Origin of the sequence: Rhizobium sp. CC1099, from assembly GCF_029714385.1 — a bacterium.
In the GTDB taxonomy this organism is placed as follows: domain Bacteria; phylum Pseudomonadota; class Alphaproteobacteria; order Rhizobiales; family Rhizobiaceae; genus Rhizobium.
Map to the genome: position 1 here is coordinate 1,045,249 of NZ_CP121642.1, position 26,188 is coordinate 1,071,436.

The 26,188-nt window shown below is 56.0% G+C and carries 21 protein-coding genes, 1 pseudogene and 1 riboswitch; of the genes and pseudogenes, 11 read left to right on the forward strand and 11 right to left on the reverse strand.

Annotated features, from left to right (window positions below; all coding sequences use genetic code 11):
- Positions 1 to 22 precede the first annotated feature (22 nt).
- The 3 genes from QA644_RS26215 to QA644_RS26225 all read left to right on the forward strand — a co-directional run bounded on the left by QA644_RS26215 (position 23) and on the right by QA644_RS26225 (position 3,187).
- Complete coding sequence (locus tag QA644_RS26215; RefSeq protein ID WP_283073866.1) at positions 23 to 1,330, forward strand: extracellular solute-binding protein; 1,308 nt, start codon at positions 23 to 25, stop codon at positions 1,328 to 1,330.
- A 77-nt stretch (positions 1,331 to 1,407) separates the two neighbouring features.
- Positions 1,408 to 2,346: a sugar ABC transporter permease gene (locus tag QA644_RS26220; protein WP_194731249.1), complete on the forward strand. Its 939-nt coding sequence runs from the start codon at positions 1,408 to 1,410 to the stop codon at positions 2,344 to 2,346.
- Positions 2,339 to 3,187: a carbohydrate ABC transporter permease gene (locus tag QA644_RS26225; protein ID WP_283073867.1), complete on the forward strand. Its 849-nt coding sequence runs from the start codon at positions 2,339 to 2,341 to the stop codon at positions 3,185 to 3,187. The genes QA644_RS26220 and QA644_RS26225 overlap by 8 nt, the downstream gene beginning before the upstream one ends.
- Positions 3,188 to 3,200: 13 nt before the next feature.
- Here QA644_RS26225 and thiD read toward each other — a convergent pair whose 3' ends face one another.
- The 4 genes and pseudogenes from thiD to QA644_RS26245 form a co-directional block, all read right to left on the reverse strand.
- On the reverse strand, positions 3,201 to 4,001 hold the full coding sequence (thiD, locus tag QA644_RS26230) for a bifunctional hydroxymethylpyrimidine kinase/phosphomethylpyrimidine kinase (protein ID WP_283073868.1): 801 nt from the start codon (positions 3,999 to 4,001) through the stop codon (positions 3,201 to 3,203).
- On the reverse strand, positions 3,998 to 4,633 hold the full coding sequence (gene thiE / locus QA644_RS26235; RefSeq protein WP_283073869.1) for a thiamine phosphate synthase: 636 nt from the start codon (positions 4,631 to 4,633) through the stop codon (positions 3,998 to 4,000). The genes thiD and thiE overlap by 4 nt, the downstream gene beginning before the upstream one ends.
- Positions 4,634 to 4,722: 89 nt before the next feature.
- A pseudogene (locus QA644_RS26240) lies at positions 4,723 to 4,818 on the reverse strand (hydroxyethylthiazole kinase); the annotation flags it as partial.
- A gap of 47 nt (positions 4,819 to 4,865) precedes the next feature.
- Positions 4,866 to 4,962, reverse strand: a riboswitch (TPP riboswitch).
- Between the two features lie 232 nt (positions 4,963 to 5,194).
- Entirely contained in the window at positions 5,195 to 5,998 is an 804-nt protein-coding gene (locus QA644_RS26245) for an FkbM family methyltransferase (protein WP_283073870.1), read from the reverse strand.
- Positions 5,999 to 6,104: 106 nt separating this feature from the next.
- Between QA644_RS26245 and QA644_RS26250 the strand changes: the two genes are divergently transcribed.
- Entirely contained in the window at positions 6,105 to 7,373 is a 1,269-nt protein-coding gene (locus QA644_RS26250; RefSeq protein ID WP_283073871.1) for an O-antigen ligase family protein, read from the forward strand.
- Here the strand turns inward: QA644_RS26250 and QA644_RS26255 are convergent, their stop codons facing one another.
- The 3 genes from QA644_RS26255 to QA644_RS26265 all read right to left on the reverse strand — a co-directional run bounded on the left by QA644_RS26255 (position 7,374) and on the right by QA644_RS26265 (position 10,057).
- Positions 7,374 to 8,099: an HAD family hydrolase gene (locus QA644_RS26255; RefSeq protein WP_283073872.1), complete on the reverse strand. Its 726-nt coding sequence runs from the start codon at positions 8,097 to 8,099 to the stop codon at positions 7,374 to 7,376.
- Complete coding sequence (locus QA644_RS26260; protein WP_283073873.1) at positions 8,092 to 9,072, reverse strand: ATP-grasp domain-containing protein; 981 nt, start codon at positions 9,070 to 9,072, stop codon at positions 8,092 to 8,094. Before QA644_RS26260 ends, QA644_RS26255 begins: the two co-directional genes overlap by 8 nt.
- Positions 9,073 to 9,136: 64 nt before the next feature.
- Positions 9,137 to 10,057 carry a methionyl-tRNA formyltransferase gene (locus QA644_RS26265; protein WP_283073874.1) on the reverse strand — a complete coding sequence of 307 codons (921 nt, stop codon included), beginning with the start codon at positions 10,055 to 10,057 and terminating at the stop codon, positions 9,137 to 9,139.
- A gap of 172 nt (positions 10,058 to 10,229) precedes the next feature.
- Here QA644_RS26265 and QA644_RS26270 point away from each other — a divergent pair, with 172 nt between their 5' ends.
- The gene (locus tag QA644_RS26270; protein ID WP_283073875.1) at positions 10,230 to 11,363 is read left to right on the forward strand and encodes a glycosyltransferase; all 1,134 of its coding nucleotides are present in this window, start codon (positions 10,230 to 10,232) and stop codon (positions 11,361 to 11,363) included.
- A 119-nt stretch (positions 11,364 to 11,482) separates the two neighbouring features.
- Positions 11,483 to 12,160, forward strand: coding sequence for a sugar transferase (locus QA644_RS26275; RefSeq protein ID WP_283073876.1), 678 nt, complete (start codon positions 11,483 to 11,485; stop codon positions 12,158 to 12,160).
- An 81-nt stretch (positions 12,161 to 12,241) separates the two neighbouring features.
- Here QA644_RS26275 and QA644_RS26280 read toward each other — a convergent pair whose 3' ends face one another.
- Positions 12,242 to 13,042: a class I SAM-dependent methyltransferase gene (locus QA644_RS26280; protein WP_283073877.1), complete on the reverse strand. Its 801-nt coding sequence runs from the start codon at positions 13,040 to 13,042 to the stop codon at positions 12,242 to 12,244.
- A 501-nt stretch (positions 13,043 to 13,543) separates the two neighbouring features.
- Here QA644_RS26280 and QA644_RS26285 point away from each other — a divergent pair.
- From QA644_RS26285 to QA644_RS26300, 4 genes are all read left to right on the forward strand, one after another.
- Complete coding sequence (locus QA644_RS26285; RefSeq protein WP_283073878.1) at positions 13,544 to 14,524, forward strand: acyltransferase; 981 nt, start codon at positions 13,544 to 13,546, stop codon at positions 14,522 to 14,524.
- 607 nt (positions 14,525 to 15,131) lie between these two features.
- Complete coding sequence (locus QA644_RS26290; RefSeq protein WP_283073879.1) at positions 15,132 to 17,366, forward strand: nucleoside-diphosphate sugar epimerase/dehydratase; 2,235 nt, start codon at positions 15,132 to 15,134, stop codon at positions 17,364 to 17,366.
- 69 nt (positions 17,367 to 17,435) lie between these two features.
- Positions 17,436 to 18,752 carry a glycosyltransferase family 4 protein gene (locus QA644_RS26295; RefSeq protein ID WP_283073880.1) on the forward strand — a complete coding sequence of 439 codons (1,317 nt, stop codon included), beginning with the start codon at positions 17,436 to 17,438 and terminating at the stop codon, positions 18,750 to 18,752.
- Positions 18,753 to 18,904: 152 nt separating this feature from the next.
- Positions 18,905 to 20,998 (forward strand): exopolysaccharide transport family protein, encoded by a 2,094-nt coding sequence (locus QA644_RS26300; protein ID WP_283073881.1) that lies wholly within the window; start codon positions 18,905 to 18,907, stop codon positions 20,996 to 20,998.
- Positions 20,999 to 21,312: 314 nt separating this feature from the next.
- Here the strand turns inward: QA644_RS26300 and QA644_RS26305 are convergent, their stop codons facing one another.
- The gene (locus tag QA644_RS26305) at positions 21,313 to 21,915 is read right to left on the reverse strand and encodes a glycosyltransferase family 4 protein (RefSeq protein ID WP_283073882.1); all 603 of its coding nucleotides are present in this window, start codon (positions 21,913 to 21,915) and stop codon (positions 21,313 to 21,315) included.
- Positions 21,916 to 22,683: 768 nt separating this feature from the next.
- Between QA644_RS26305 and QA644_RS26310 the strand changes: the two genes are divergently transcribed.
- A complete protein-coding gene (locus QA644_RS26310; RefSeq protein WP_283073883.1) occupies positions 22,684 to 24,117 on the forward strand; it encodes a hypothetical protein in 1,434 nt (477 codons plus the stop codon).
- 87 nt (positions 24,118 to 24,204) lie between these two features.
- Here QA644_RS26310 and QA644_RS26315 read toward each other — a convergent pair whose 3' ends face one another.
- Together QA644_RS26315 and QA644_RS26320 are read right to left on the reverse strand one after the other, a co-directional pair.
- Complete coding sequence (locus QA644_RS26315; RefSeq protein WP_283073884.1) at positions 24,205 to 25,380, reverse strand: DegT/DnrJ/EryC1/StrS aminotransferase family protein; 1,176 nt, start codon at positions 25,378 to 25,380, stop codon at positions 24,205 to 24,207.
- 50 nt (positions 25,381 to 25,430) lie between these two features.
- Positions 25,431 to 26,132: a PIG-L deacetylase family protein gene (locus QA644_RS26320; protein WP_283073885.1), complete on the reverse strand. Its 702-nt coding sequence runs from the start codon at positions 26,130 to 26,132 to the stop codon at positions 25,431 to 25,433.
- Positions 26,133 to 26,188: the final 56 nt, after the last annotated feature.

Sequence of the window (26,188 nt, forward strand, 5' to 3'; positions counted from 1 at the left end):
TGGCCCCCTGGGAGGAAAATCCATGACGTATATTCGCACGAATGCTGCTCTTCGCGCCAAGCGCATCGCATTTCTGGCCGCTGCCGCAGGCATTTCCATGATGCTCGGAGCCGGTGCAGCCTCCGCAACAACGGTCGTAAAGTGGCTGCATCTGGAGCTCGATCCGACTTATGTGGCCAAGTGGGAGGAGATTGCCAAGGCTTATGAAGAAAAGCACCCGGATGTCGACATACAGATGCAGTTTCTCGAAAACGAGGCCTTCAAGGCAAAACTGCCGACGCTTCTCCAGTCCGACGATATACCGGACTTCTTTTTCAGCTGGGGCGGGGGCGTCCTCAAACAACAATCTGAGACCGGCGCGCTTCAGGATGTGACAGCCGCGCTCGATGCAGATGGCGGCAAGCTGCGCAACGCCTATAGCGCCGCCTCTGTCAGTGGTCTGACCTTTGACGGCAAGGTCTGGGCAATGCCATACAAGGTCGGTCTCGTCAGCTTCTTCTACAATAAGGAGCTCTTTGCAAAGGCAGGCGTGAAGGCCGAGGACATCAAGACCTGGGCAAACTTTCTCGACGCCGTGAAAAAGCTCAAGGACGCCGGCATCGTGCCGATCGCAGGTGGCGGCGGCGAAAAATGGCCGATCCACTTCTATTGGAGCTATCTCGTCATGCGCGAAGGCGGAGAAAAGGTCTTCGACGCTGCCAAGAAAGGCGAGGGCGAAGGCTTCCTCGATCCGGCGATCATCAAGGCCGGTGAGGATCTTGCCGAACTCGGGAAGATTGAACCCTTCCAGCCTGGCTATCTGGGTGCGACCTGGCCGCAAACTCTCGGCGTCTTCGGCGATGGTAAGGCCGCTATGATCCTCGGTTTTGAGAATACCGAAGCCAATCAGCGCAAGAATGCCGGTGACGGCAAGGGACTTTCGCCGGAAAACATCGGCCGCTTTAACTTCCCGGCCGTAGAAGGCGGCGCCGGCAAGGTAACCGATACGCTGGGTGGTTTGAACGGCTGGGCGGTAACCAAGAAGGCTTCCAAGGAAGCAATCGATTTTCTCGCCTTCCTGACGAATGCAGAAAACGAAAGAACCATGGCCAAGGCCGCGATGCTTCTACCGGTGGCCGTCGGCGCCGATGATGGTGTGACCAATTCGCTTCTGGCTCAATCCGCCAAGCAACTCGCCGCCTCGACCTGGCACCAGAACTATTTCGATCAGGATCTCGGCGCTGCCGTTGGCCGTGTCGTCAATGATGTCTCCGTTGAAATCGTCTCCGGCCAGATGAGTTCGCAGGATGGCGCCCAGCAGATCCAGGACGCCTTCGAACTGGAGCAATAACCCGCTCCGCTTCCTTTGTCCCGGCGCCTTCTCAACAGGTGCCGGGATCGGACCAGGCGCATGCGAAGGCAAGACAGATGGCGAATATTTCCATTTCATCAGCGATCGGTGCGGCAAGACCGGCCAGGAGCGCGACCAGAAACCGCAGTTCGGCTGCGCATGACCGCTGGGCCGTACTTCTGTTCTTTCTGCCGCCGGCTCTGCTGCTTTTTACGCTCTTCGTCATCATGCCGATGGGCGAGGCGGCCTGGTACAGCCTCTATAAGTGGAACGGCTACGGCATGCCGACGGAGTTCATCGCGCTCCGCAACTTCCAAGTCCTCTTGCGCAACGCCGCCTTCACACAGGCGCTTGTCAATAATGGCCTCATTATCCTGATATCCATCGCCATCCAGGTTCCGCTGGCGATCTGGCTGTCGACGATGCTGGCCCACCGTATCCCTGGCGTCGTCGCCTTCCGCTTGATCTTCTTTCTGCCCTACGTTCTTGCCGATGTCGCAGCTGGCCTGATCTGGCGCTTCGTTTATGACGGCGACTACGGGCTCTTTGCCGCAATCTCGAACTTCTTCGGTCTCGCGACCCCCTATGTGCTCGCCGACAAGGATCTCGCCATCTACGCCGTGCTTGCCGTTATCGTCTGGAAGTATTTCGGCTTCCACATGATGCTCTTCATCGCCGGCCTGCAATCGGTCGACAAAAATGTGCTCGAAGCAGCTGAGATCGACGGGGCGACAGGCTGGCAGAAGTTCCGCTATGTGACGCTGCCGCTGCTTGGATCCACGCTGCGCCTATCCATCTTCTTTGCGGTCATCGGTTCGCTGCAGCTCTTCGACATGATCATGCCGCTGACAGGCGGCGGGCCATCGAATTCGACGCAGACGATGGTGACCTTCCTTTACACCTACGGCGTCATGCGCATGCAGGTTGGTCTCGGCAGCGCCGTCGGTGTCGTCCTCTTCATCATCTGCATGACACTCGCCTTCGGCTACAAGAGGATTTTCATGCGCAATGATTGACACGAGCTCCACCATTCGCATGCCGCTGCAGACGCGGGTTTATCTCTACGTGTCGCTGACGCTGATTGCGGCGCTGGTTCTCATCCCGTTGCTGACGACGGCGCTCGGCGGTTTCAAGACGCTGGGCGACCTGCGCACCAATCCCTTTGGGCTCCCTGCAGAGTGGCAATGGTCGAATTATACCGATATCCTCTTCGGGGAGCGATACTGGCTGCAGATCTTCAATTCGCTGGTCATTGCAGCGCTCACGGTCTCTCTCACGCTGATCGTCTCGTCGATGGCCGCCTTCACCTTTGCGCATGTCCGTTTCTTCGGCTCGTCGTTCCTGCTGAACTATTTCCTGCTCGGCCTGATGTTTCCGGCAGCAACGGCGATCCTGCCGCTCTTCATCCGCATCCGCGATCTGGGTCTTCTCGATACCTATTGGGGCGTGGTGCTGCCGCAGGTCGCATTCGGCCTCGGCATGAGCATCCTGCTTTTCAGGAATTACTTCCGAAACCTCCCGGAAGAATTGTTCCAGGCGGCCTTTGTCGACGGTTGCGGCTATCTGCGCTTCTTCTGGTACATCTCGCTGCCGCTTGCGCGGCCGATCGTTGCAACCGTCAGCATCATCTCCTTCGTTGGCAGCTGGAACAGTTATATCCTGCCGCTGATCATGCTGAATTCGGAATCGAAATATCCGTGGCCGCTCGGCATCATGGTCTATCGTGGCGAGTATGGCACCGAATGGCAGCTGGTGCTCGCCTTCATCGCGCTTACCATCCTGCCGACGGTGATCGTGTTCTTCGTCGCCCAAAGGCATATCATCGCCGGTCTGACCGCTGGTGCCGTGAAGATCTAAGCAGACCTGTGCATCATGCCCAGAGCTGATGAAAATGCTGAACCGGACCGTGGCCCGAACCGACGCTGAGCGTGCCGGCTTTGGCAACGGCGGCAGCCAGGTAATCTTTGGCTGTAGCGACCGCGGCCTCGAGCGATCCGCCCTTTGCGAGTTCTGCTGCAAGCGCGCTCGAAAGTGTGCAGCCGGTGCCGTGCGTGTTCTTCGTCGGAACGCGTGGCGCTTCAAACCAGGTAATCCCGCTTTCGCTTACCAGGACGTCAGGGCTTTGCATCCCGCCAAGATGGCCGCCCTTTACGAGAACGGCAGAGGGACCAAGCGCACGCAGCTTTTCCGCTTGCCGCTCCATTGCATCTCGGGTCCCTGCGGCCGGCTCTCCGAGCAGAGCGGCGGCTTCTGGCAGATTGGGGGTAAGAAGCGTTGCGAGCGGCAAAAGCCGGGTCTTGAGAAAGTCGATGGCTTCAACATCAAGGAGGGCAGCACCTCCTTTGGCAATCATCACCGGATCGAGCACGATCGGTATGCCGCGGTGCGGCAAAAGGGCATTGGCGACAGCTTCGGCAATCGGTGCATTGGCGATCATGCCGATCTTGACCGCATCGACACGGATATCGGCGAAGACCATGCCGATCTGCTCGGCGACGAAGTCAGCGGGAACTGCATGCACGCTGGAAACGCCCTGGGTATTCTGAGCCGTCAAGGCCGTCAAAACGGCCATGCCATAGGTGCCGCGCGCCGAACAGGTTTTCAAATCGGCCTGGACGCCCGCGCCGCCCGAAGGGTCGGAGCCGGCAATGGAAAGAACGTTGCATATCATGCGCGTGCCTTTCGGATTGCGTCAGTAATGCTCGCGGCAGCCTGCCGCGGATCGGGCGTGCCACAGATAGCAGATACGACCGCGAGCCCCTTTGCCCCTGCCGCAAGCACATATTCCGCATGGGTCGCCTTGGGGCCGCCGATCGCGACCCCTGGTACGCGGCAGGCCCTCGCGCGCCTTGCCACGCCATCGATGCCGATCGGAGGCTTGTGATCCGGTTTTGTCGATGTGGCAAAGACAGGACCGATACCGGCATAGTCGACGATTGCCGGGTCGACGGCCGCGGCCATTTCCTCGGTTTCCACCGAAAGTCCAAGGATCATCGATGATCCGATCTGTTTGCGCGCGTCGCGGGCGGCCATGTCATCTTGGCCGACATGCAACCCATCCGCCTCGATCGCAATTGCAGCCTCGGCGTCGTCGTTGACGATCAGAAGGGCGCCGGTTTCGGCAAGCGCGGCTTTCAACGCTCGGCCGGTCTTGACCCGGCCTGCCGTGCCTGCCTGTTTATCGCGCAGCTGTATGATCGTTGCTCCGCCGGAAACCGCGGCGAGCGCCGTCTTGACCATGCCGATACCGGCGCACAGATCCGGGTCGAGGACAAGATAAAGGGAAAGATCGAAACGCTTCATCTCGATGTTACTCTTGCCGCAGCATCGAGTGCGGTTCCATCGAGCTGCGCAAGCGCGTCAAGGAGGCGCCATGAAAGGGAACCGGGCCTGATATTCATCGCGACGTAGTTGGTGATGCAATGCACGAGCGGCGGCGGCTCGCGCATGGCAGCGAAGAGTTGTCCGGGTGAAGTTCGTATCGGCATTTGCCCCTTTCTGGCGGGGCAAATGCGCGGGGAGCCGGACTGAATAAACAAGGCTCCGAGCGACTCCCTCCGCCAGCATTATCCGGTTCAGGTTCGAAGGGTACTTCTCAGCCCGTCTTGCAACGAACGCCCCTGTCTCTCATCGTGGTCTTCATTGCAGACAAATCTCTGGCTGTCACCCCTAAAAAAAGCATGGCTGTATTGCCTGAAGTCAGATCCCGCTACCAACATCTGCCCTTTGAGAGCCTGATGGGAGAAAGGCGGGAATAAAGACGTTTTCATGCCGCTCTTTTGTCGAACTATGGCGGCTCCTTTTTCGGCGGGCGGCGGAGTTGCAAGCTTCGATGACGGCGATGACAAGAACGAGCCCGGACGCTCAATGCTCCGATATTTGTTGGGACTCTCCGGCGCGTTCGGCCGGAATGCACACCCACTCGGGGCGACTGCGATCATGTATTGCGTAATCGTTTTCGTTAAATATTCTGGCTACATCGTCAAAATTCTCGGTAACTTCCACCACTATAAGTGGTCTTATATTCGCTAGACAGTGCGAACTACCGAGAAGCACGCGGTGTTCGGCACCCTCCACATCTATCTTCAGCAGCGCCGGACGAAGGCCCGTCTCTTCCAAGAACGTGTCAAGCTGCATCATCTCGACCGTGACGGATTCCATCAGCGCATCGCTGAACGCATTTTCTCGGGTTTGTTCAAAATTTTTATAGTTTTTGTCCAATGAATTGTTCTGTCCCGACAGGCCTTCTATCCAAAATTCCACGGGGCCATCGAGATCTCCACACGCGGCTTCAACGATTTTAATGTTCGCAAAGCGCTCTGTATTGGTTCGAAGATACGGCAAATTGTTGGGCCCAGGTTCGAAAACAATAACAGTACCGTCATCGCCAACAATCTTTGCTAAATGAACCGAAAGATAGCCGATATGGCCGCCGAGCTCGACAACGGAATCTCCGGGCTTTGCAAGTTCGGCGAGCGTCTTCATGATATGCTTCTCGCGGTGCTTCCCTTTGAACCAATATCCCCGATGTTTATAAAGGTTTAATCTTATGGGCGCATCGCGCCACCAATGATGGCGCACGATAATATCGCGCGTTCCCCAAGTGCGAAGGACATGGAGTGCAACTCGCCGCAGAGGGCGGTATCTCGCCAGACTTCGCAGCGGCATCGTACGGTCTCCGATCGAAGATGTTTGAAGGACAAGCTCTCCAAGCTTGGAAGTTACTTCACTTTTTTGCGTTTTAGAATACCTTAAACCGACGGAGGCGTTGGCGATGAGCTTAAATGACGTTACATCGGCTGATAAAATCGATGAACGCGCAAGGGGGCATGGGCAACCTGCGGTCGCGACAATTTCGCAGTCTTTGGAGTTATATGCATTTTTTGCTGCTATATTTCTATGCTCGATGAATTATTTTAGAAGTGAATATATTTATTTCACGCTTGCAGATCTGTCTTTTCTTCTTTGCTTTTCTCTCGCTGTTGCGAACGCGAATATTGTCGTCAATGTCATTGGCAAGCTGAGCACGGCCGCCTGGTGTATTGGGCTTGCCTTGCTGCTTTTGGGGTTGACTGCAAGCAGCATCGTAAGCCCAGGGCCGGAACGCGGACTCGTGGTCGTCCTGCAGTATTTCTACGCGTATTTTATTGTGCTGCTTTTGTTTGGGGGAAGGAGCTATGACGAGCTCTTAGCGGCGGCAAAGATTTATGTCTCTTCGATATTTATAATTTGTATACACGGTATCTTTCTCATTCATGTTATTGGAGAGACAAATACGCAGTTCGTCACCGGGAGCGGACGCTTTAACGGATTGATGGAAAGAGAAAATGCGTGCGCCGCCGTTATTGCGCTCGCAATTCAGGTCCTGCTTCTGCTCGTTTCCTTAAGAAAATTAAACAGGTTTCTCGCGCTTTGCGCGTTTGTAGTCATGACCTACGGTCTTCTTCTGACTGGCTCTAATACCGGGCTTATTGGCTGTGGGATCGGCGTTGCAATCTTTCTCTTGTTCAATCTTACATGGAGAACGGTTGTGCCTGCCGCCGCTCTCTGCCTCTGCATTCCACTTGTCGCGATTACACCGTTGCGCGACTATCTGCCGGACGTTTTCCAAAAACGCGTCCTTACCGCTGTCGATACAGGAGACATCAGCCAGGCGGGAACGTTTGGTCGTCGCTTTGAGCTCATACAGGAGGCGGCCGGTCAAACGGGCTCCACGCTTTTGCTCGGGATTGGAGCGGATCAGTACAGAGTAAGCAGCGCCGTACAGAAGCCCGTGCACAATATTTACTTACTTCTTTGGACGGAGGGGGGCTTCATCGCGGCCCTTGGCTTTGCCGTCATGGTGATCAGCCTCTTGGGGCCGGCGCTTGCGGCTAGTCGCATCAAGAACGGCCTTCCGTTCGCCATCTGTATCTTTGCGACAGTTGCGGCGTTTTTGGCTATGGGCAACGCAATGACTCATATGTATGGACGGTTTTGGCCGGTTCCGCTGCTCATTCCTGCCGTTCTAGGGCAGGCCTTTGTGAAACGATCGCAAGCGTAGTCACTTAGGATTGGTCGTGATTGTAAATTGTGGCGCAGAGCGGAGCGTCGCGAGGCACGCGTCGAGATCAAAAAGACTAGTTATCACCGCATCGGGTCTATGGTCAGGCTCGGTGGCGTATGCCATGTGGATGCGGCCGATCCGGGCAATCTGGATCGTCCTCCATCCCAGACGCCGCGGAGCGACAAAATCCTTGGCGGGATTGTCAGCTACGTAAACCAGCTCCGCGCACGGCACTCCTGACCATTCTTGGATAGCCTCGAACGCCCGCGGATGCGGTTTCCAGAACTTGGGGCCCCAGACATCTGTATAAATGATGTGGTCTAGAATCTCCTCAAGACCCAGCGCCTTGACCTTTGCCATTTGTGTTGCTGCGTAGCCGTCGGTTATGAGGGCCAGGCGCGCCTTCCTGGCAGGATTGCAAAGATATTCCAACGCATCAGGGGCCAACGCTATGCGCGGATGATGTTGCCGGTAAACTTCAATTAGCTTTGCAGTCAACGTCCGGTCGCCGGCCATGCCTGCAGCGGCGAGCGCTTCATCGAACACGCGTGAGCGTCGGCCGGTTGCGAAGATTGCGTGGCAATGATCAGCGAAATTCGCAACACCCATTTCTCGATCCAGCCACGCAGACGCGGCCTCGAATCCACTTTTGGCAAAGTCGCTTTCGAGATAGAGTGTGTCATCCAGATCGAAGACTAGAACACCACCTTGTGGTTCACTCATCTTCACCATCCACGAAGATCGCTTCGTCGTAGCGCAGCATCAACACGCCCGAATGCCAGTTGTCATGACAGCTCGCAGGTAAGCCTGAGACTTCCTCGAGCAGCCATTTTGTAAAATGCGCGCCCGCATAATCAGCCAGAGGATAGCCTCCTCCGAACCGTGCGTTGATCTCGATCACTTTGGGGCCGGCAGCGCCGTCGTCCATAATCTGAAAGCAGAATGCACCTCTGAGGCCCGGCAGTGCAGCGACGATATCATGCGCGATGCGGGAATGTCGCGGCTGGCGCTCGGTGATGCCTTTTTCGACCTCGCCCGCCCTGACACGAACGCGACGATGTGTAATGGCTGTCTGTAGTCTACCGCGCACGTCGACGAAGCCGTTGACCGTGTATTCCGCGCCGGTCAGATTTTCTTGCACAATCATCGGTTCGCTGACCTTGGCGGGCAGCTCATCTCTCGAACCGGCGACGCTAATCGCGCGGCTGGCGCTTCCAGACCGCGGCTTGACAAAGACCGGCCAAGACCATTCGCTGGTCGAGGCGAACTCCTCAAGTGCGATGGTGCGCGGGACGGGGACGCCCGCGGCCGCAAGCACAGTCATCGTTTCAAGCTTGTCGCGAACGATGTCGACCACCGCCGGTTGGCTGACATGAACCCGACAGCCAAGTGCCGCAAAATCGTCCATCGCCTCTGCGAGAGCCGGGAGTTCGGGATCGATCGTTGGAACGATCAGATCGATTTTTTCACGCGATGCAATTCCTTGCAGCGCTGAAACGAAGCCCGGATCGTCACAGGCTGGGACAGCATAGCTCGCATCGGCGGATCGGCAGGCAGGGCTCATTCCTGGATCGAGATCACATGCGACCACCGTCAGGGATATGCCTAACTCTTTCGCCGCCCTGCGAAAGCAGTCGATGAGAGCGACCCGTCGACCGGCGGATGAAACTAGGATCTTGATCGCTGCTGACGTCATCCCGTATCCCTTTAGGCGTCCGAAGTTGCGACGGCTTTTCCAGACTGAAGTATGCTTATTTCGATCAAGCCTGGAGCGAGGACCCGGACCGCAAGTGGCTATGCATCCGCAGCCGCGATGTTTCAGGGCGCCAAGCGCTGACATCAACACAATTGCCGTCGCCACACATAACGAGAAAACCGGTGGCGCTGACCGTTTGAATTTGTCCCGGAAGGCCTATGTAGCGATCCGGGTTGGGGAATAGATCGGCTGCATCGATATATATCCTCTCGCTTCCAGAATGGGTAAAAGCGCCGGGGTAGGGGTCTCCGATCGCACGTATGAAGCGCGTGATGTCAGCGGCCGGCAGGCGCCAGTCAATCAAGCCGTCTTCAGGCCGGCGCCTCGCGCAATAGGAGGCCTTCTCATCATCCTGGGGGATCCTGGGCGCGTAGCCGGACTCGACCATCCTGACGGCCTGGGGGACCATTTCTCGAATATTCAGCAGGTGCTTTTCGTATAGACTGCGGGCCGTCTCATTATCGGCTACGTCAAAGACGCGCTGAAGCAGGATCGGTCCGGAATCCACGCCGTCATCAAGCCAGAAAAGTGTCGATCCCGTCGTCTGTTCGGAGCGAAGAATGGTCCAAGGTATTACGCCCCGTCCCCTGAGTCGTGGAAGGGCGGCGGGATGAAAGCCAATCGTACCGATGCTTGCAAGATCGCGGAATGGGCGTCCGCATATTTGGGACCATCCGACGACAAGGGTCACATCCGGACCGATACTGGCAATCTTCGCCAGGGTCTCGGTAGAGTTCACATTCGTCGTATGAAAAAAGGAAATGCCGCTCTCGCGGCCCATTGAACTGAGATCGGCAAAATCCGAGTGACGATCAGCAGCGGTTGGCGGCAGGGTTACGACAAGCGCTGGCGGTCGCTCAGAGGATACGAGCGCCGCAAGGGCGACTTTTGAACCTTCCACTGCTCCGACGAGAACGATCCGCATTCTTGGGCCACGACATCGAGTTATGCCGAGCGAGGCAACGGGCTCGGTCATGTTATATCAAGCAAGGCTTGCCTTCACGGGAGGCTCTTTAGAAGGTATAAAAACACGAGCGCGCAATTCCTGTCCAGAGGCCTTGCGGGCTCTGTCGTCTTGCCACGCGCTGAGGGGCACTATGGCCAAGGCAGATGTCATGCATATCATTACCAATTTCACAGCGCATGCCGGCGCTGAGACAATGCTGGCACGGCTGCTGCATGCCTCAGTCGACCAGCGTATAGTGGTCGTTTCGCTCATGGGGATTTCGGAGCGAAATCTTAAAATTTCGAGCAATCCCCGTGTCGAGTATGTATCGCTCGAAGCTACAAAATTGACGTCTCTCGCACACGCCTCGCTGAAACTTGCCAAACTAATCAGGCAGGAGAGGCCACCCGTCATATTGTGCTGGATGTATCATGCGATGATTGTCGGCACGGTCGCGGCCTTGCTGGCACATCGGAGCACTGCAGTGATCTGGAACGTGCGTCAGTCGTTGGATGATTGGACGTCTTTGACCCGGAGTTTACGCGCCGCAGTGACTGTGGCAAAGTGGCTATCCTGGCATCCGGAGGGTTTCGTCTTCAATTCAGCGAGGGCGCTCAAAATGCATGCGGCGGCTGGTTATCGAACGCACAATGCCGTGGTCATACCGAACGGTTTTGAGCTGCCGCAATCCGTGACCCCTCAGCCTCGATCGGCCAAGCGGATCGGCATTGCAGCGCGCTTCCATCCACAGAAGGATTATCCGACATTCTTCAGGGCCGCGGCTCGCCTTCTTCAAACGCATCAGGGGCTGACATTCGTGGCTGCGGGAAGTGGCTTGTCCTGGAGCAATCCAGCCGTCTCACAGATGATCTTGTCCGCAGGTTTAGCGCGAGAAAATGTCCAGCTCTTGGACGAAGTCGATGACATGGCTGCTTTCTATCGATCGATCGACATTCTCGTCCTCTCTTCGAGAACAGAAGGCTTTCCGAACGTCCTGGCGGAGGCGATGAGCTATGCGCTACCTGTTGTAACGACTGACGTTGGTGACGCTGCAAGTATCATCGGCGACGGCGGCCTAGCAGTCCCCTCCCAGGATCCGGAGGCGTTGGCGGCGGCGCTACGAACTCTTCTTGACGGTGGAACTGTTCGATATGCTGAATATGCGGCGGCGGCACGACGGCGTATTGAAGAAGAGTACGAGCTGGGCAAAATAGTACGGCAATACGATCATTTTTTGAACCAATGCAAGGCAGCTGTTGAAAGAGAAAATAACATCGCTCCGTAAGAGCGCATAATCATTACGGGTTAACGCGGATTGCCGTCGTTCTTTATTGGCAAGCTTGCTATTTTTAAGCAATATTTGTCGGGCGCCTTTCAATGCCCGAGGCAAGTCCGGTATTGGATATGAGTTCGAACCTCATGTGCAACGGTTTCGACACTTCGAGGTGGCTGGCGATGTTGAAACGGCTGTTCGATGTGCTGTTTTCCGTTACCGCAGGACTATTGGCACTGCCAGTCCTTATCATCTTGGCTATTGCTGTAAGAATCGTTCTCGGTTCTCCTATCATGTTCAGCCAGGAGAGAGCTGGCAAAGAGCGTCGACCATTCAGGATGAAGAAGTTCCGGTCAATGACCACCGCTGTGGATCCTGATGGGAAGCTCTTGAGCGACGACGAACGCACTGGAAAATTCGGCGGGCTGTTGCGACGTTCCCGGCTGGATGAACTGCCCGAATTGTGGAGTATCGTCGTTGGCGACATGAGCGTCATAGGACCAAGACCGATACTCTTGGACAAAATACATACCCTTGGCGAGCGCGGGATCTTGCGGTGTTCAGTGAGGCCCGGACTAACCGGCTGGGCACAGATAAATGGGAACACCAAGCTCACTGACGATGAAAAGGTTGATCTGGATATCTGGTATATCGAGAACCGCACATGCCTAATGGATGCCGAGATAATCGCTAAGACCGTTTTGGTTATGATTTTCGGCGAAAGAAGGAACGAGAAACGCCTTGCTGCGGCCGTTCTTGCTGCGAGCAGTCGCGATACGCCCCGTAAGGACCAGTGTAAAGCTCGTTGAAGATCGACGAAGAAAAGAAAAGAACGCCCGTCAAGTTGCCGAGAGCATTTATTGTGCTTGCCGGGAAAGGTGAATGTCCATTTACCCCCAGGTATCGTCAATATATGACCTGTCAGGGGCTCTTTTTACCATGAAGCCAATATACTTGTTCCTGCTTTTTACAACGAAGTATTTATGCTGAACAGTTTCTGAGAAATGGAAGAAAGCGAGATTATCTTGAATGTCATCGGAGATAAAAACACCGCCAGGCCTCAGAGCCTGCCAAAGGCGGCTGTAGCCAAACATTCTTCCTGAATAGCTTTTATCACTATCGTAGTGACACATATCCAACGGATATAAGCGCCCTAGGGCCTTGCCTATCCCGCTGCGGTCGGCTTCTCGGATAAGTTCCCAACAATTGCGAAGGTATGGAGGAACCGCTGCCCCAACATGTTTTTCGCTTCCAAAGCGCAGGTAGGGCCTATCAACGCTGATAAGCCTTCCCCCGCTTCGTTTGGAAACGCTCGCAAGAATAGCGAGACTGGAATCACCCAAGGCGACTCCCGTTTCAACAACTTGCTTGGCGTTCAACGATTCGGCCATGCTATAAAGGAAGGACATATCGGCTCCGCCCCCAATGTATTGGGGGGCGACACTTCGGGCCTTACCTATTAGGCGCGCTAGTTCAGGCTGCGCGTCCTCGAACGGGGTCCAAACAAATCCGGACATGACAGAAGGAAGGCGATCACATTCAATAGCCTCTCTTGCACAACGAGCTTTCGCGAGGTGGCCGGTTGCCTCACCTTCAGCAGGAAACAGTGTACGGGAAACCAGCGATGGGATGGTCGGCCACAACGATGGTCGCAAAGCATAACCGGCAACAGATTTAAACGCGGCCTTCATCATCTGCTCCTATTTCAGGCCGAGCGTGCTGGCGAATGGGGTCACATTCTGTATATCGCAGGCCGCTGCAGACAAACGCTCCCAAGAAATTTCAGGACCATATTATTTATAGATTGCTAATATGCAAGTGGGCTGGTTGCAGTATTTCCTGTCGGCTGCAGTCATTTTGGACAGCCTGTCCGCGCCCTGTTTGTCTTCGTAGCCGCGAGCCTACCGTGGCTGGAGGCAACGGTAGAGGTCAGTTATAATCCTGCATTGAAGACGCGGCTGACGAAAGATGTGCCACTGCTACCCAAACACCAAACAATTCCACGTCGCGCTCGGATCTCGCGCTTCGTAAATCTCCGGCATGACGAAAGCTTTCCGGCTTAGGCAGCATGGTCTGGCCTTTTCACCAGGCGAGCATCAAACCACGTCAACGAATTTATACCTCGGCCACCTTGACACAATGGGCCGCGACGCCGATGAATTTCTAACGTGCGCCGGGGGTTAATTTGAATAATGCAACACGGCAATCAGAACGACTTAGGGCTAGTTGCAGCAATACCAGCGCGGAACACGACCGTTGACTTTTTAAGGGCAGTCAGCGTCCTTTGGATCGTTGGCTTCTGGCATCCGATAGGATATTCGCCAATCAGGGAAGTAGGCAAGAACGCCGTGACCTTGATGGCGACGGTCGCCGCTTTGGGGCTTTTTGTGCTTTTATCTGGCTACCTACAAGGAGGCCGCGGCCGCAATCTTTTCGACTTCTATAGGCGACGCTTTTGGAGGATTTACGTACCATTCGTTGGAGCTAGCCTGATATTCCTCGCGATGAATATTGGAGATCATCTTCCGCTGATTAAAGGCGTCTTCCTGCTGGCTATGTTGGATGAACCGGCAGCGGTTACGCTATGGTTCATCAATATGATTATGCTCTTCTATCTGTGTGCGCCAGCGCTGCTCTGGATCAAACGGAGATCGCTGACGTTGTTGTTGATTGTAGCAGCCATAATCCTATTGGGATTGCTGGCTGCCGACTGGTTTTGGGAGCGTCTGGACAATCGGCTGATCATCTACTTCCCCTGCTTCGTGGCTGGGATTGTTTTGTCTGGATCGGCTCCGCCCAAAGCGGTCTGGCCGGTAGTGCTTGTGGCCGCAATCGCTTGTGTCGCCACCCTTTCTGCGCCGATCGATGGGACAGATATTGTCCTTTTGCCTTGGGCTGTGCTCGCCTCGGTCTCGGTGTTTTGCTTAACCACGGGCCGGCTTGACGGCCTATCGGATACGGCGACAATGTGGATTGAGCGGGCGGCCTATGCCAGCTTCTTCGCCTATCTTCTGCACCGTCCCGTATACAGGATCTTGGAAGCACTTTCGGCTGCAATTGGGCTTGATCCGTTGATCCTAATTGTCGCGCTAGGGGTTCCGACAACCGCTATCGCGGCGTACTTCCTACAGAAAGGGTACGATCGCTTGCTCGCGTCCGCTAGAATGGCGTAACGTTGGGCTTACATGAGACCGCGACTGTTATAGCGTGAATAGTCTGCTCGAGGGCCCTTCACGGCGATGCATGATGTAATGCGCTGTGCCGCCAATCCCGCGCTGGTTGTCTAGAGCCCCTAGCGGGCATTATATCCGTACACATCATAAGTGTTACCGCGTGAAGAGAACGTGAGTCTTCAAACGAGAATCTCGATACAGTCTATCAATCGGAAATTGCAGCGCGATTGAACGTTGAGAGAGTGTCCGGCGTTTACTCGCAGTTGAGCGGTAAAAGTAGCCGCCCACCGAATGGAAAAACACGTTATAATTGAATTCGCCTTGAGATTGTTTATGTAATATTATCGCTATTGTATATAGCACTAAATGATTAATCAGTATATCAAAGTATTAATATCAATTGGCTTTAATATAATGTGGCTTTACAAAAAAAATTGCTGATGTACCGTCCTACAACAAATAGAAGACTTGATTGAAACTGTCACGGAAACGTCACGGTACGCTTATGTTTTGCCGGCTAGCGCCGGGATACGCAACGCATCGGAGTTTATCTTGCTATACGCGTCGCGACAACGGCGCGCGTTGCAGTTGTACGGGGGATGCATGCATGGAACGGGGCGACAAAGTCATCTCTGCTCAACGGCAGGAGATGGATGCTAGACGGGACGACGTATTGGCGGCCTGGAAGGCCACGGTTGGTTATGCGGATTCTGCGGTCAGCGCGGCGGTTCTTCTGTCAAAAAAGACAGCCCGTTCTCACATTCGCAAGGTTAGGCAGGCACCCTTACTGTTTGCGACCGACCTCGTGTCTGCATGCTTCGCCCTGAGCTTCGCGTTCGTCGCGCGCTATGGATTGGAGCAGGTTCGGGCAAGTCCGGAGCTGATCGAAACGCTGTTATTTGCGGGTCCGCAGTATCTTGCGATTTGCATCGTGGTCTTTCCCATGGCCGGCCTCTATAGCCGCAATTGGCGATACGGTTCGATCTCCGATCTTTGGACAATCCTACGGGCAGTCCTCATAACCACGGCCCTTTTGGTTTGCGTGCTATTCTTCATAACAAGGCTGGACGATATCCCGCGCGCGGCCTTGCTTCTCGAGGCGCTCCTGCTCTCACTATTCCTTTCGGCGTCGCGGCTGAGCTTTCGCATTAACGAATTGTCCCTGCCGGATAACGCTGGCTGGCTGAAGCAAGCGCCCGAGCAGGAGCAAAAGATTCCGACGCTGCTGGTCGGTGCGGGAGATGCTGCGGATCTTTATCTGCGCGCTGTGAGCCGCGACCGCAGCTGCTTCCATCGTCCGGTTGCTATCATCGAGCCGACTGGCGCCTGCGAAGGGATTATGTTGCACGGCGTACCGATTTTGGGTGCCCTGGCGGATTTTGAGAGGGTTGTTAGGGAACTGCGCCTTTCCAATTCCTTCCCGCGGCACCTTGTCTTCACCGAGGCACCTTCCGTGTTTGGTGAGGAGGTCTGCGAAAAGCTCATCAGACAGGCCGAAGCGCTCGGCATCGCCGTTTCCCGTTTATCGCAGATGACGGAGCTGAAGAACGCCAAGCGGGGAAACAGATTTGAACTTAAATCGATCGAGCTGACGGACCTGCTGGAACGGCCGCAGGCCGCTTTGGACAGGGATGCCATCCTGCGGCTCATCCGGGGGCGCCGGGTTCTCATCACTGGTGCCGGCGGCTCGATCGGCTCCGAACTCACGCTTCAGATCGCCGCCTGCGAGCCGTCGCACCTCGTTCTCGTTGAGAATTGCGAGTTCAATCTTTACACAATTGACCTTGAGCTTGCCGAACGCTTCGCGACGCTGCCCCGCGCAACCTGTCTCTGCAATGTTCGGCGGGCCAACCGCGTCAACGACGTTTTCGAAGAATATAGGCCGGAACTGGTTTTCCATGCGGCAGCGCTCAAGCACGTGCCGATGGTGGAGATCAATCCTTGTGAGGGCGCGCTCACAAACGTGATCGGCACCATGAACGTCGCCAATGCCGCCAGGCAGATCGGCGCCCTCGCGATGGTTCAGATCTCTACTGATAAGGTGGTCAATCCGACAAGCGTCATGGGAGGAACGAAACGTCTCGCGGAACTCTATTGTCAGGCGCTCGACCTCGAAGGCGTGGAGCGGGGAAGCGGGCCTCGTTACATGACCGTGCGGTTCGGCAACGTTCTTGGCTCGAGCGGCTCCCTCATCCCGTTGTTCAAGAGACAGATCGCCAGCGGTGGACCGTTGACCGTGACCGATCCCGACATGACGCGGTTTTTCATGACCATTCGGGAGGCCGTGGAACTTACCCTCCAGGCCTCCGCCTACGGACTCGAGGGCGACATCGGGAAAGGCGAGATCTTCGTTCTGGACATGGGAAAACCGGTGAAGATCATGGACATCGCACGCAGGATGATCAGGCTTGCAGGTCTTGTTCCCGACAAGGACATAGCGATCAAGGTCATCGGGCTTCGTCCCGGCGAAAAGTGCTACGAGGAGCTTTTCGATATGAATGATACTCCGGTTCCGTCACCTGTTCCGGGGGTTTTCGGTGCAATTCCGCGGCCAGTGCCCCTTTCCAAGCTTCGCACGACGTTCGCCCGGCTGGAGCGCTTCGCCGAATTGGGTGATGCATCCATGGTGCTCGCGCTCATCAGCAGCCTTGTCCCAGGTTATGCGTGGCAGCGCCCCGCATTCGCCGGTGCGGCCCTGGCTCCAATGCAAGATGAAAGTACTCGCGAGGGCGAGGATCATGACGTGGGTCTCCCGGACAACTTACTTGCAGCTCTTGTGGCTGAGACTGATGGAGGAAGTGCTGAGGTGTCTGGGTGGATCAGCCCATCACGGCTGCAATGAAACGCAATCAGCGGCAGGCGCCGGTCGCTCCCACGAAGTTAGTCTATTGGATCTCGCTTGGAGACAACTGTGTTGAATGTAGATGCGGCACCAACGGATTGCATTCCATTGGATCGCTTGCTTTGGCGGCAGCAGGAACGAAGCCAGCGCGTTCTGGTGCTGTCCAGCTATAGCCGTTCGTTGACGAATTTCCGTTTGGAACTTTTGAAATCCATGGTCCGCGCCGGCCATGTCGTGGTAGCTGCAGGTCCAGAAGACGATCCGGACGTGAAGGCCGATCTTTCCAAGATCGGAGTTGAGTTCGCCAGAATCCCTATGGCCCGCGCCAGCTTGAGCCCGGTCAGGGACATTGCGACGTTCCTCCAGATCCGGCGACTTATAAAGAAAATAAGGCCTGACGTCGTGGTCCCGTATACGATGAAACCGATCGTCTACGGCGGAATCGCAGCCCGCTCAGCGGGCGTTCCGAGGCGTTGCTTTCTTGTAACCGGTCTGGGGCATGTTTTTTCGGAAGCGAGCCTCAGGACTCTAAAGGGCCGTTGGATTAAACGACTGTGCGTCTGGCTTTATCGGCTGGCGATGGCGGGAGCGAAGGCGGTTTTTGTCTATAATGATGCCGACCGCTCGGACATCATTGAAAATTCATTGGTCCACGACGTTTCCGTCATTCATCGTGTTGCCGGCTCCGGCGTGGATGTCGATCACTACGCCTTCGCACCCGCCCCATTCGAAAAGCCTGTCTTTCTGATGGTGACCCGGCTGATCAAGGACAAGGGCGTCTTCGAATATGTGGAGGCGGCGCGCCGCTTGAAGCAGCATCGGCCGAATGCCGAATTCCAACTTCTCGGACCGTTTGATCCCAATCCGGGGGCAATATCGCGGCTGCAGGTTCAGGAGTGGATCGAAGAGGGGATCGTAGATTATCTTGGCGAGACAAACGATGTCCGCCCCTTCCTCGCGAAGTGCAACATATTCGTCCTTCCCTCCTACTACCGAGAGGGAATACCCCGCAGCATCCTGGAAGCGATGGCCGTCGGGCGCGCGATTATTACAACGGACCTGCCGGGTTGCCGGGACACCATCGAACCCGGCGAGAACGGTTACCTTGTCATGCCGCGAAGCGCAGACAGCCTTTTTAGCGCCATGTCTCCGCTTGCCGACCGGCTTCGGCTGGCAGCTGAGATGGGTCGGCGTTCGCGCGAACTGGCTTGCACCAGGTTCGATGTCCACTCAATCAACGAAATACTCATCGATCGAATGGGTCTCTCAAATCATGACCATGCGAGCCGAAACGCTGCAGGAGCCTGTGGGCGGGAGGCAACGCAAGCTGACGCGATCAACCAACAGCTCGATGCAACGGGGAGGGTCATCTCTTGGAGAGGGTGAAAATAACACCACATGGGCTCGTTCCATCGCCGGCGGGCAGGCATCACAGCATCACTTATCAGCGGCGCCTGCTCCGCCCGCGTCCAGGCTATGGAGTTGTCGATCTGCTAGAATTGGTGCGCAGGCACCGATGGTCCTTTGGGTCAGTCCTTGTGGGCGGGCTGGTTCTCACAGTCTTGACCGCCGTCTTTATGACAAGGGTCTATGTTGCTTCGTCTGCCATTGTTTTCGATCGGAATGATGCCCGTCCCTATGAGGCCGTCGAGGAACTCCGCAAACAGGAGCGGGACAAATCCGTAATGGAAACGGAATTGGACGTAATCAAATCGCGGGTGTTCGTAGGCACCGTTGTGGACGCGCTCGACCTGGTGAGCGATCCCGACTACAATACCTACCTTCCGCGTCGTGACGACGAAAATGAAGGGGGTATCAGCCTTCTCGTTTCTGCTACGACCAAATTCTTCGCCCCGAAGCAGAACCCCGACATGGTCCGCAGCCGGCTGGTTTCGAAGAGCGTTCAACGCGACAGGGCTATATCGGCGCTGCTGGGCTCCTTCACCGTCGACCGCAATGGTGACAGCCTTGCGATGACGATCCAGGTGCGGCAGACAAGGGCGCTGAAGGCAGCGGCGATCGCCGACGCCATTGCTCAACATTATGTTGATTGGACTGCCAAGCTCACGGATGAAGCAACGAAGAACACGATCGATTATCTTCGAGGTCAGGCGAGGGAACTTGGCAGTCGCATAGCGGCAATGGAACGTGAGATAGCCGCGTTTTCGGCCAATCGCGATCTCACTTTCGATCCCAAGGATGACATTCTCAGGTCGCGATTGGAGCTTCTGAATGAGCAATTTACAGTGGCAAGTACTGACGAAACCGCCGCGCGGTCGAAGTATCTCGAGGCCAAAGCACTGATTGCGTCGGGCGATGTTTCATCCGTTGTACGTGTGGTCGCGTCCGAGCCGTTGGATCGTCTTCGCACTGAGCAGTCACGCCTGGAACGACTGAAGGCGCAGCTTAGCTCTAAATTCGCCAAGAACCACCCGTTGGTCGCTGATGCCGACGCCGAACTCGAAGCCAATCGACGGATGATGACGGACGAAGCAGAACGAATTGTCCAGGAATTGGCAAATAGCGCAGAGGTCGCGGCGGTCCGCGCTGCCAAATTTAGTACCGATGTCGCGATGCTTCAGAAGCAGATACAAGGGCGAAGTCTTGCGGAAATCCGCAGGCGCGAACTTGAGAGGGACTTGCTGGCTGAACAAAAGCGTTATGATCAGGTCGTACTTCGACTGGGGGATTTAGATCCCGAGCGGGGCGAACACAAAGCGTCAGCGAGTGTCGCGTCCTATGCGGAAGTGCCGACAAGCCCTACGTTTCCGAAGCCGGCTCTCGTTGTCGTGTCGGGGTCGATGGGTTCTCTCATCCTCGCGGTCCTGACTGTCATCATTGTCGATGTGCTGGACGATCGCCTGTATCGCTCGAACGACCTGGAAGACATTCTGGGCCGGCCGAATCTGGTGACCGTTCCGCGCGTGACCCGGCATTTTCGGGACGGTGCCAGCTCATTCGAATTTGCCGTCGACAATCCATCCTCGCCCTTCGGAAAGGCAATGCGAAATTTGTGTCTTGCGTGGCGAACAATCGAACGGTCGATTGGTGGAAAGATCGTGATGCTTTGTTCACCGTCACCTGGTGAGGGCAAGACTGCGCTCGCTCTCGGCATGGCTGCCGCGGCGGCAACGAGCAATCTTCGCACGGTTCTGGTTGACTTTGACTCATCAGCGAAAGGTGCGGGCGCTCTTCTTGGCATAGCCGCGCCTCGCCTGGTGCCTAAGATCGCAGATCCACCCGATTTATGCATCTCGAGCATGACCTCGCCGGCCCATCCCCGCCTTGACGTCGTCTTCGCAAGCTTCACCGCCGACGATTCAGGACCACTTTGCTCCTATTTGCGCAAAATGTATGATTTGGTCATCATCGACGCGCCTAATTTGGAAAACGAAGAAGGGGCCGTTTGGCTCGCCGCCCATGTGGATTCCATCGTCGTGGTCGTCTCGGCGGGACACACAACGGAACGAAAGCTGGTCAATGCGTTGAACCGCCTTTCGGTCAATCAACCCTTCATAGTTGGAGGAGTTCTCAACCAAGCCGAGATGTCTGAAGCCGGCAATGCAGCGCTGGTGAATTCCGGGCTGTGGGCGCAGGTCAAAGCACGGTTTCGCCAGAAAGCAACCGCATAACTGAGCTTCCGGATGAGAAGCCCTGGATAGTTGAAACACTGGAAACGAAATCCATCATATCGTTCGAGAAGGTCGTAGGTCAGCGCATTGCAAAAGATTCGATGGCAGAGATTGGATAGCAAGAAAAGCACGCTCGTAAGGATTGCGTTTGAGCGACCCGCCATCGAAAACAGGCCGTCGGCCGCCTGAGGGTCTCGCGCTCGAAATCCCTTGATACCTGGATCAAATGGCCGGCGACGGTCCGTTGGGGAACGCGCTTTGCCGCAGATTGGCAATTCAGTCCTCACTTATGCAGGGTTTGACCAAAGCATTGATCATGCGGTTCTGCCGGTAAGCTCGCGATAGATATGCATTATTTTTTCTGTATGAGGACGAATTCCGTATTGTGCCAAAGCAGATTTTTGCGCATTTGCGCTCACGCGCTGCCATTCAGACGGATCCTTCAAGAGCTTGACCATCGGCGGCACAAAGGCGCTCGGCACTTCGGGCTCGACCAGATAGCCGGTCTCTCCATCAACGATTGCTTCGGGATTTCCGCCGTGGTTCGTCGCGACAACTGGCGTCCCGACTAGCATCGCTTCGATGAGGGTTCTTCCGAACGGTTCGTTGATTGCCGGTACAAGTAGCATGTCCATGGCGCACATCAGACGGTTGATCGGCGAGCGGAAACCCATCAGGTGAATCGCCTTTTCTATGCCCAACTCGCGTGCACGTGCTGTCACCTCGACATCAAGTCGCTCGCCGCAATGCTTGGGCGAGCCAAACAACAAACCTGCGACCGTCAGTTCAGGATGCTGCGCGCAAAACGCGTGTATGGCTTCGACAAAGCGGATTGGCCGCTTGCGATCGATGAGTGTGCCGAAAAATCCAATGAGGCGTGTTTTCTCATCGAGTCCGAGCTCCCGCACGAGATCCATACGGCACTCCTCTCTGTCAAGCAGGGGCTCTGGATGGTCAAAAGGACTATGGATCACCGAGGTTCGGGCGCTGATGGGTAGCAGAGGTGAGGTCGGCTTTGCATAGTTGGAGACAGTAACGATGTGACTGGCAATAACCGGCGCGAGAAGGTTTATGCCCCTTCCCGCCGGATCCCCGCGATGGTGCCATAGTAGGCGTGCTCCGGACAGCACGGTTGGGAGCCCCCATGTCGCGTGAATCGACCCGTCGTTGGTGTGGACGATATCGGCCTTGTGCCGGCGAAGAAAACGGACCAATCGGGCGACGGTACAAAGGTAGCCTGCTGCCGCCGCGCTTCCGGTGGCGCCGCGATATCGAGGTCTGAGAACCGACACCTCCACCGTCAGATGGTCAATCTGACGCTGGTCCAAATATTTTACGAAATCTCCGTTTGGCCTATGGACGACGACCACGGGCCGCACCTCGGAGGGCTGAAGCGCTTCAATCAGCTTGATTGCTGAGATGTCGCTTCCGCCGAATTTATCTCCGACAAACGGATAGACGACGACTATTGGCCTCGAATTCATGGATTTACCTGTGTAAACCGATTGGCAATAGTATCGCCGAATGTAGCGATATTTGATATCACCCTAATTAGTTATTGATTGTACTGGAGCCCGGCCCAATTCGACAGGGTGCGCTTCGACAAGTGGTCATTCTCGTCCAGCTGAACGGCTAACTAACGATAGCGCGAGGCGCGCTCTTTTCAGCTGTTATTGGGTTGTGAGATGGCTTTGGATGCGAACGGCATGGACGCAAGAGATGGTATGCATTGGCAAAGGCCCTGCTGCTCTCCAGTGTTCAGCGCTGCAACGTGCCTACTAGCACTCAGTTTAATCTGCCTGGAGGCTGTCGGTCACACTCAGGCGGCAAACGCAGCGTCCGAAGCGTTCCCTGGTGCCGAAGGTTACGGAAAGAGTGCGCAAGGCGGAAGAGGCGGCGCGATCATCGCTGTCACAAATCTGGAAGACAGCGGGCCCGGAAGCCTCAGAGCGTGCATCGAGGCCGCGGGTCCGAGGAACTGCGTCTTCCAGATTGGCGGTACGATCAAGCTCAAGCGAACCCTAATCGTTCGAAGTGACAACGCGTTAGTCTCCATCCTCGGGCAGACGGCACCCGGCGGCGGCATAGTCTTGACGATTGAGCGGCCCGACAAAAAGGGAAAAAATACGCTGCTGGGCATCAAGGGAACGAAAGACGTTATCGTGCGACATATTCGCATCCGGCCGCAGCTCCCAAACACTGTCAAAAACGTTGACGGGCTGGTCATCGAGAACAGCCAAAGGGTATACGTCGACCACGTCTCGGTTTCCTGGGCAACGGATGAAAACATCAGTACCCACGCCGACGCCACGGAGGTCACGATCGCAAATTCGATCCTTGCGGAGGGCCTCAACAAACACAGCAAATGCACGTTGCTTGGATCCGATCCACAGGCGCCGCAAAAACTGACATTTCTCAGGAACCTGTGTCTGTCGAATAATGATCGGAATCCAGACAACAATCACTTCGGACAGTCCTGTATTGAGATCGTTAATAACGTTTTCTTCAATGCGCGGTCCGAGTGGGCGGAGATTTTCTCGCAATTTCCGGGGGGAACCCCGATTGCATACGCCGGGAATTATTTCAAAGCAGGCCCGAGTACAAACGATTTGACCTATGCCATTCGGTCGAAAGATGCCGCCAGGGTTGCGAATCCGCAGATCTATCAGGAAGGCAATGTAACCTGGGCACCGCCTTCCAAGACGATCGTCACCGTGGCGCCCGATACGGAGCGCTTCCTTGTCTCCAGTCCGCCCTGCGCCTTAAGCGTGACTGCGATCGCTCCGGCAGCAAAAGCTTACCATAACGTTCGAACACGCTCGGGCGCGTTCCCGCGCGACAGTCTCGATCAGGGCTGGGCCAACGATATGGGACCGGAGGGGGAGAAGGGCGACGGCAGGATGGTAAGCGAACCCGGTCAGATTCCGTCGATGGAAACCGGGCCCCCCTATAGGGACGACGATCAGGACGGGATGGCCGACTCCGTCGAGGCCAAATTTGCCGCCAAGCCCGGGGTGAGTGATGCCTGGGCGGTGAGCAACCCTGACGGCCCAGCCCATTTCGACGAATTCATGGAATGGCTCTCGGAAGAACGGATCGCTGGTCGGTATCCACGATGATGCAGGCGCCGACCGGCAGGAACCGGCTAGTTGGTAAGCAGGTCGCTGCAGAAGCGTCCGATCTCAGTTCTGCGGGCGACTGTTGGCTTACACCGACTTTCTGGCGCGATCGGTCGCCGCAAGGACAGCTTCCCGCAGCGCTCTGGCGTCTTGAAGAACTGCCTCTTCGGTCAAGCTGGGATCGACAAGGAGAGCCAGGCTTGTTTCGCCGAGTTTTTGCGCGACAGGCAATCTTCCCGCCGGTTGCACCAGGTTAGCGAATGCTTTTTCGAGGTAGATCTCTGAGCAGCTTCCGGCAAAGCAGGAAACGCCTGCGGTATTCAGGCTCGACAGAATCTGGTCGCGATCATGGCCTATCTTCAATCGATCCGGACGAATAAACGTATAAAAGCGGTAGTATGCATGGCGAATGCCATCACGCGGCACTGGTGTTCGAAGAGCGTCGAGGTCGGCAGTCGCTGCGATAAGAATGTGGGCGTTTCTTTCTCGTACCGCTTGCCACTCCTTTAGACGGGCGAGTTGGCACAGGCCAAGGACCGCCTGATAGGACATCATCCGCAAGTTGGTGCCGATGGACTCGTGGAGCCATCGAAAACCGCTTCGAGCCGACTTTTGCTGAACGGCATCATATGACTTTCCGTGATCCCTTCTGCTCCACGCCTTCTTCCAAAGTGCTGTATCGTTCATGGCAATGAGGCCGCCTTCGCCGCCTGTGGTGATGATCTTATCCTGGCAGAACGAGAAGGCCGCAATATCGCCGAACGACCCGACCGGCTTCCCGTCAATTTCCGCGCCATGTGCTTGGGCGCAATCTTCAATGACCCACAAACCTCTTTCGCGGGCAAAGGCCATGATCTCAGGCATGTCGCACGGCCATCCTGCAAGATGGACGGCGATGATGCCTTTGGTCCTCGATGAGACTTTCTCTGCTATCGCGGCTGTCGTGATATTCTGGCTGTCCTGATCGATATCTGCAAAGACCGGCACTCCCCCGCAAAAGGGTACGCAAGCAGCTGATGCGACGAAACTGCGTGGGGTCACGATAACTTCGTCCCCAGCGCCTAAGCCGAGGGCGAACAGTGCGAGTTCGAGAGCAGCGGTTCCATTTGTGACGGCGATGGCGTGTTCAACCCCGAGCAAGGCGGCGTACGCTTCTTCGAACTGCGCGACATAGGGACCTGTCCAGGCATTGACCCGACCGGTCCGAAGCATGGAAGCGACGGCTTCGATCTGCTCTTCATCAAAAACGGGCCAACGCGCCATTTCGCCCTCCGTGTTAGATGCGATATCCGCTTCCGAAACTGGTTCCTGCGTCACAGAACCTGACGAACCATCACGAAGGCTTCCGCTGCTTGACTGAAGACGGTTGCGCCGCGCAACGTCGCTAGCGCCCTCAAGGTTTCAATAGCGCGCTCATGTGGGGTGGGCCGGAGCTGCGATTGAAAGGCCGACATCGCTTCCAATTTGGTTTCGAGATGCTCCTCGATATCGATGAAGACATGTGGAATGAAACTGGGCGTCACATAGGCCGCGTTCCAATTCGTCTCCGAGAGCGTCTCATATGCCAGAATCAATCTCGGATATTGCTCCTGATGAGGTCTTGCCGCCACGAGCGCAGACGTGAAGACGATCTGATGATCGACATGCATGTCTCCAACGAAAGGGAGGAGAAGCGTTTGCGGGGAATATGCCGACACGATTTCGAACAACGCGCGGTTCAAATCGGAGACGGCCGTCTCGGCCAGGCCGGCTGCAGGGAAACCCATCCAATCGGTTCTGCCGACACCAAGGATCGCGTGCGCCCGGCGCGCCTCTTCCCTCACGCGAGATACGGCCTCGGATGCGTAATGCGGCGGCTTACCCTCGGTTACGATGACGATCCGAACTTCGGCTCCCTCCGAAGCGAGCCGTGCAATTGTGCCACCTGCCCCGAGGACCTCGTCGTCCGCATGGGGCGCGATGACAAGCGTCCTACCGAAGACGTCGCTCAACATGTGTGCGCCGCCTTTTTCCATCGGTTTTCGATCCCGCGTTCATATGGGGAGGTGGCGCTGATGCTCGGGTCCACGTT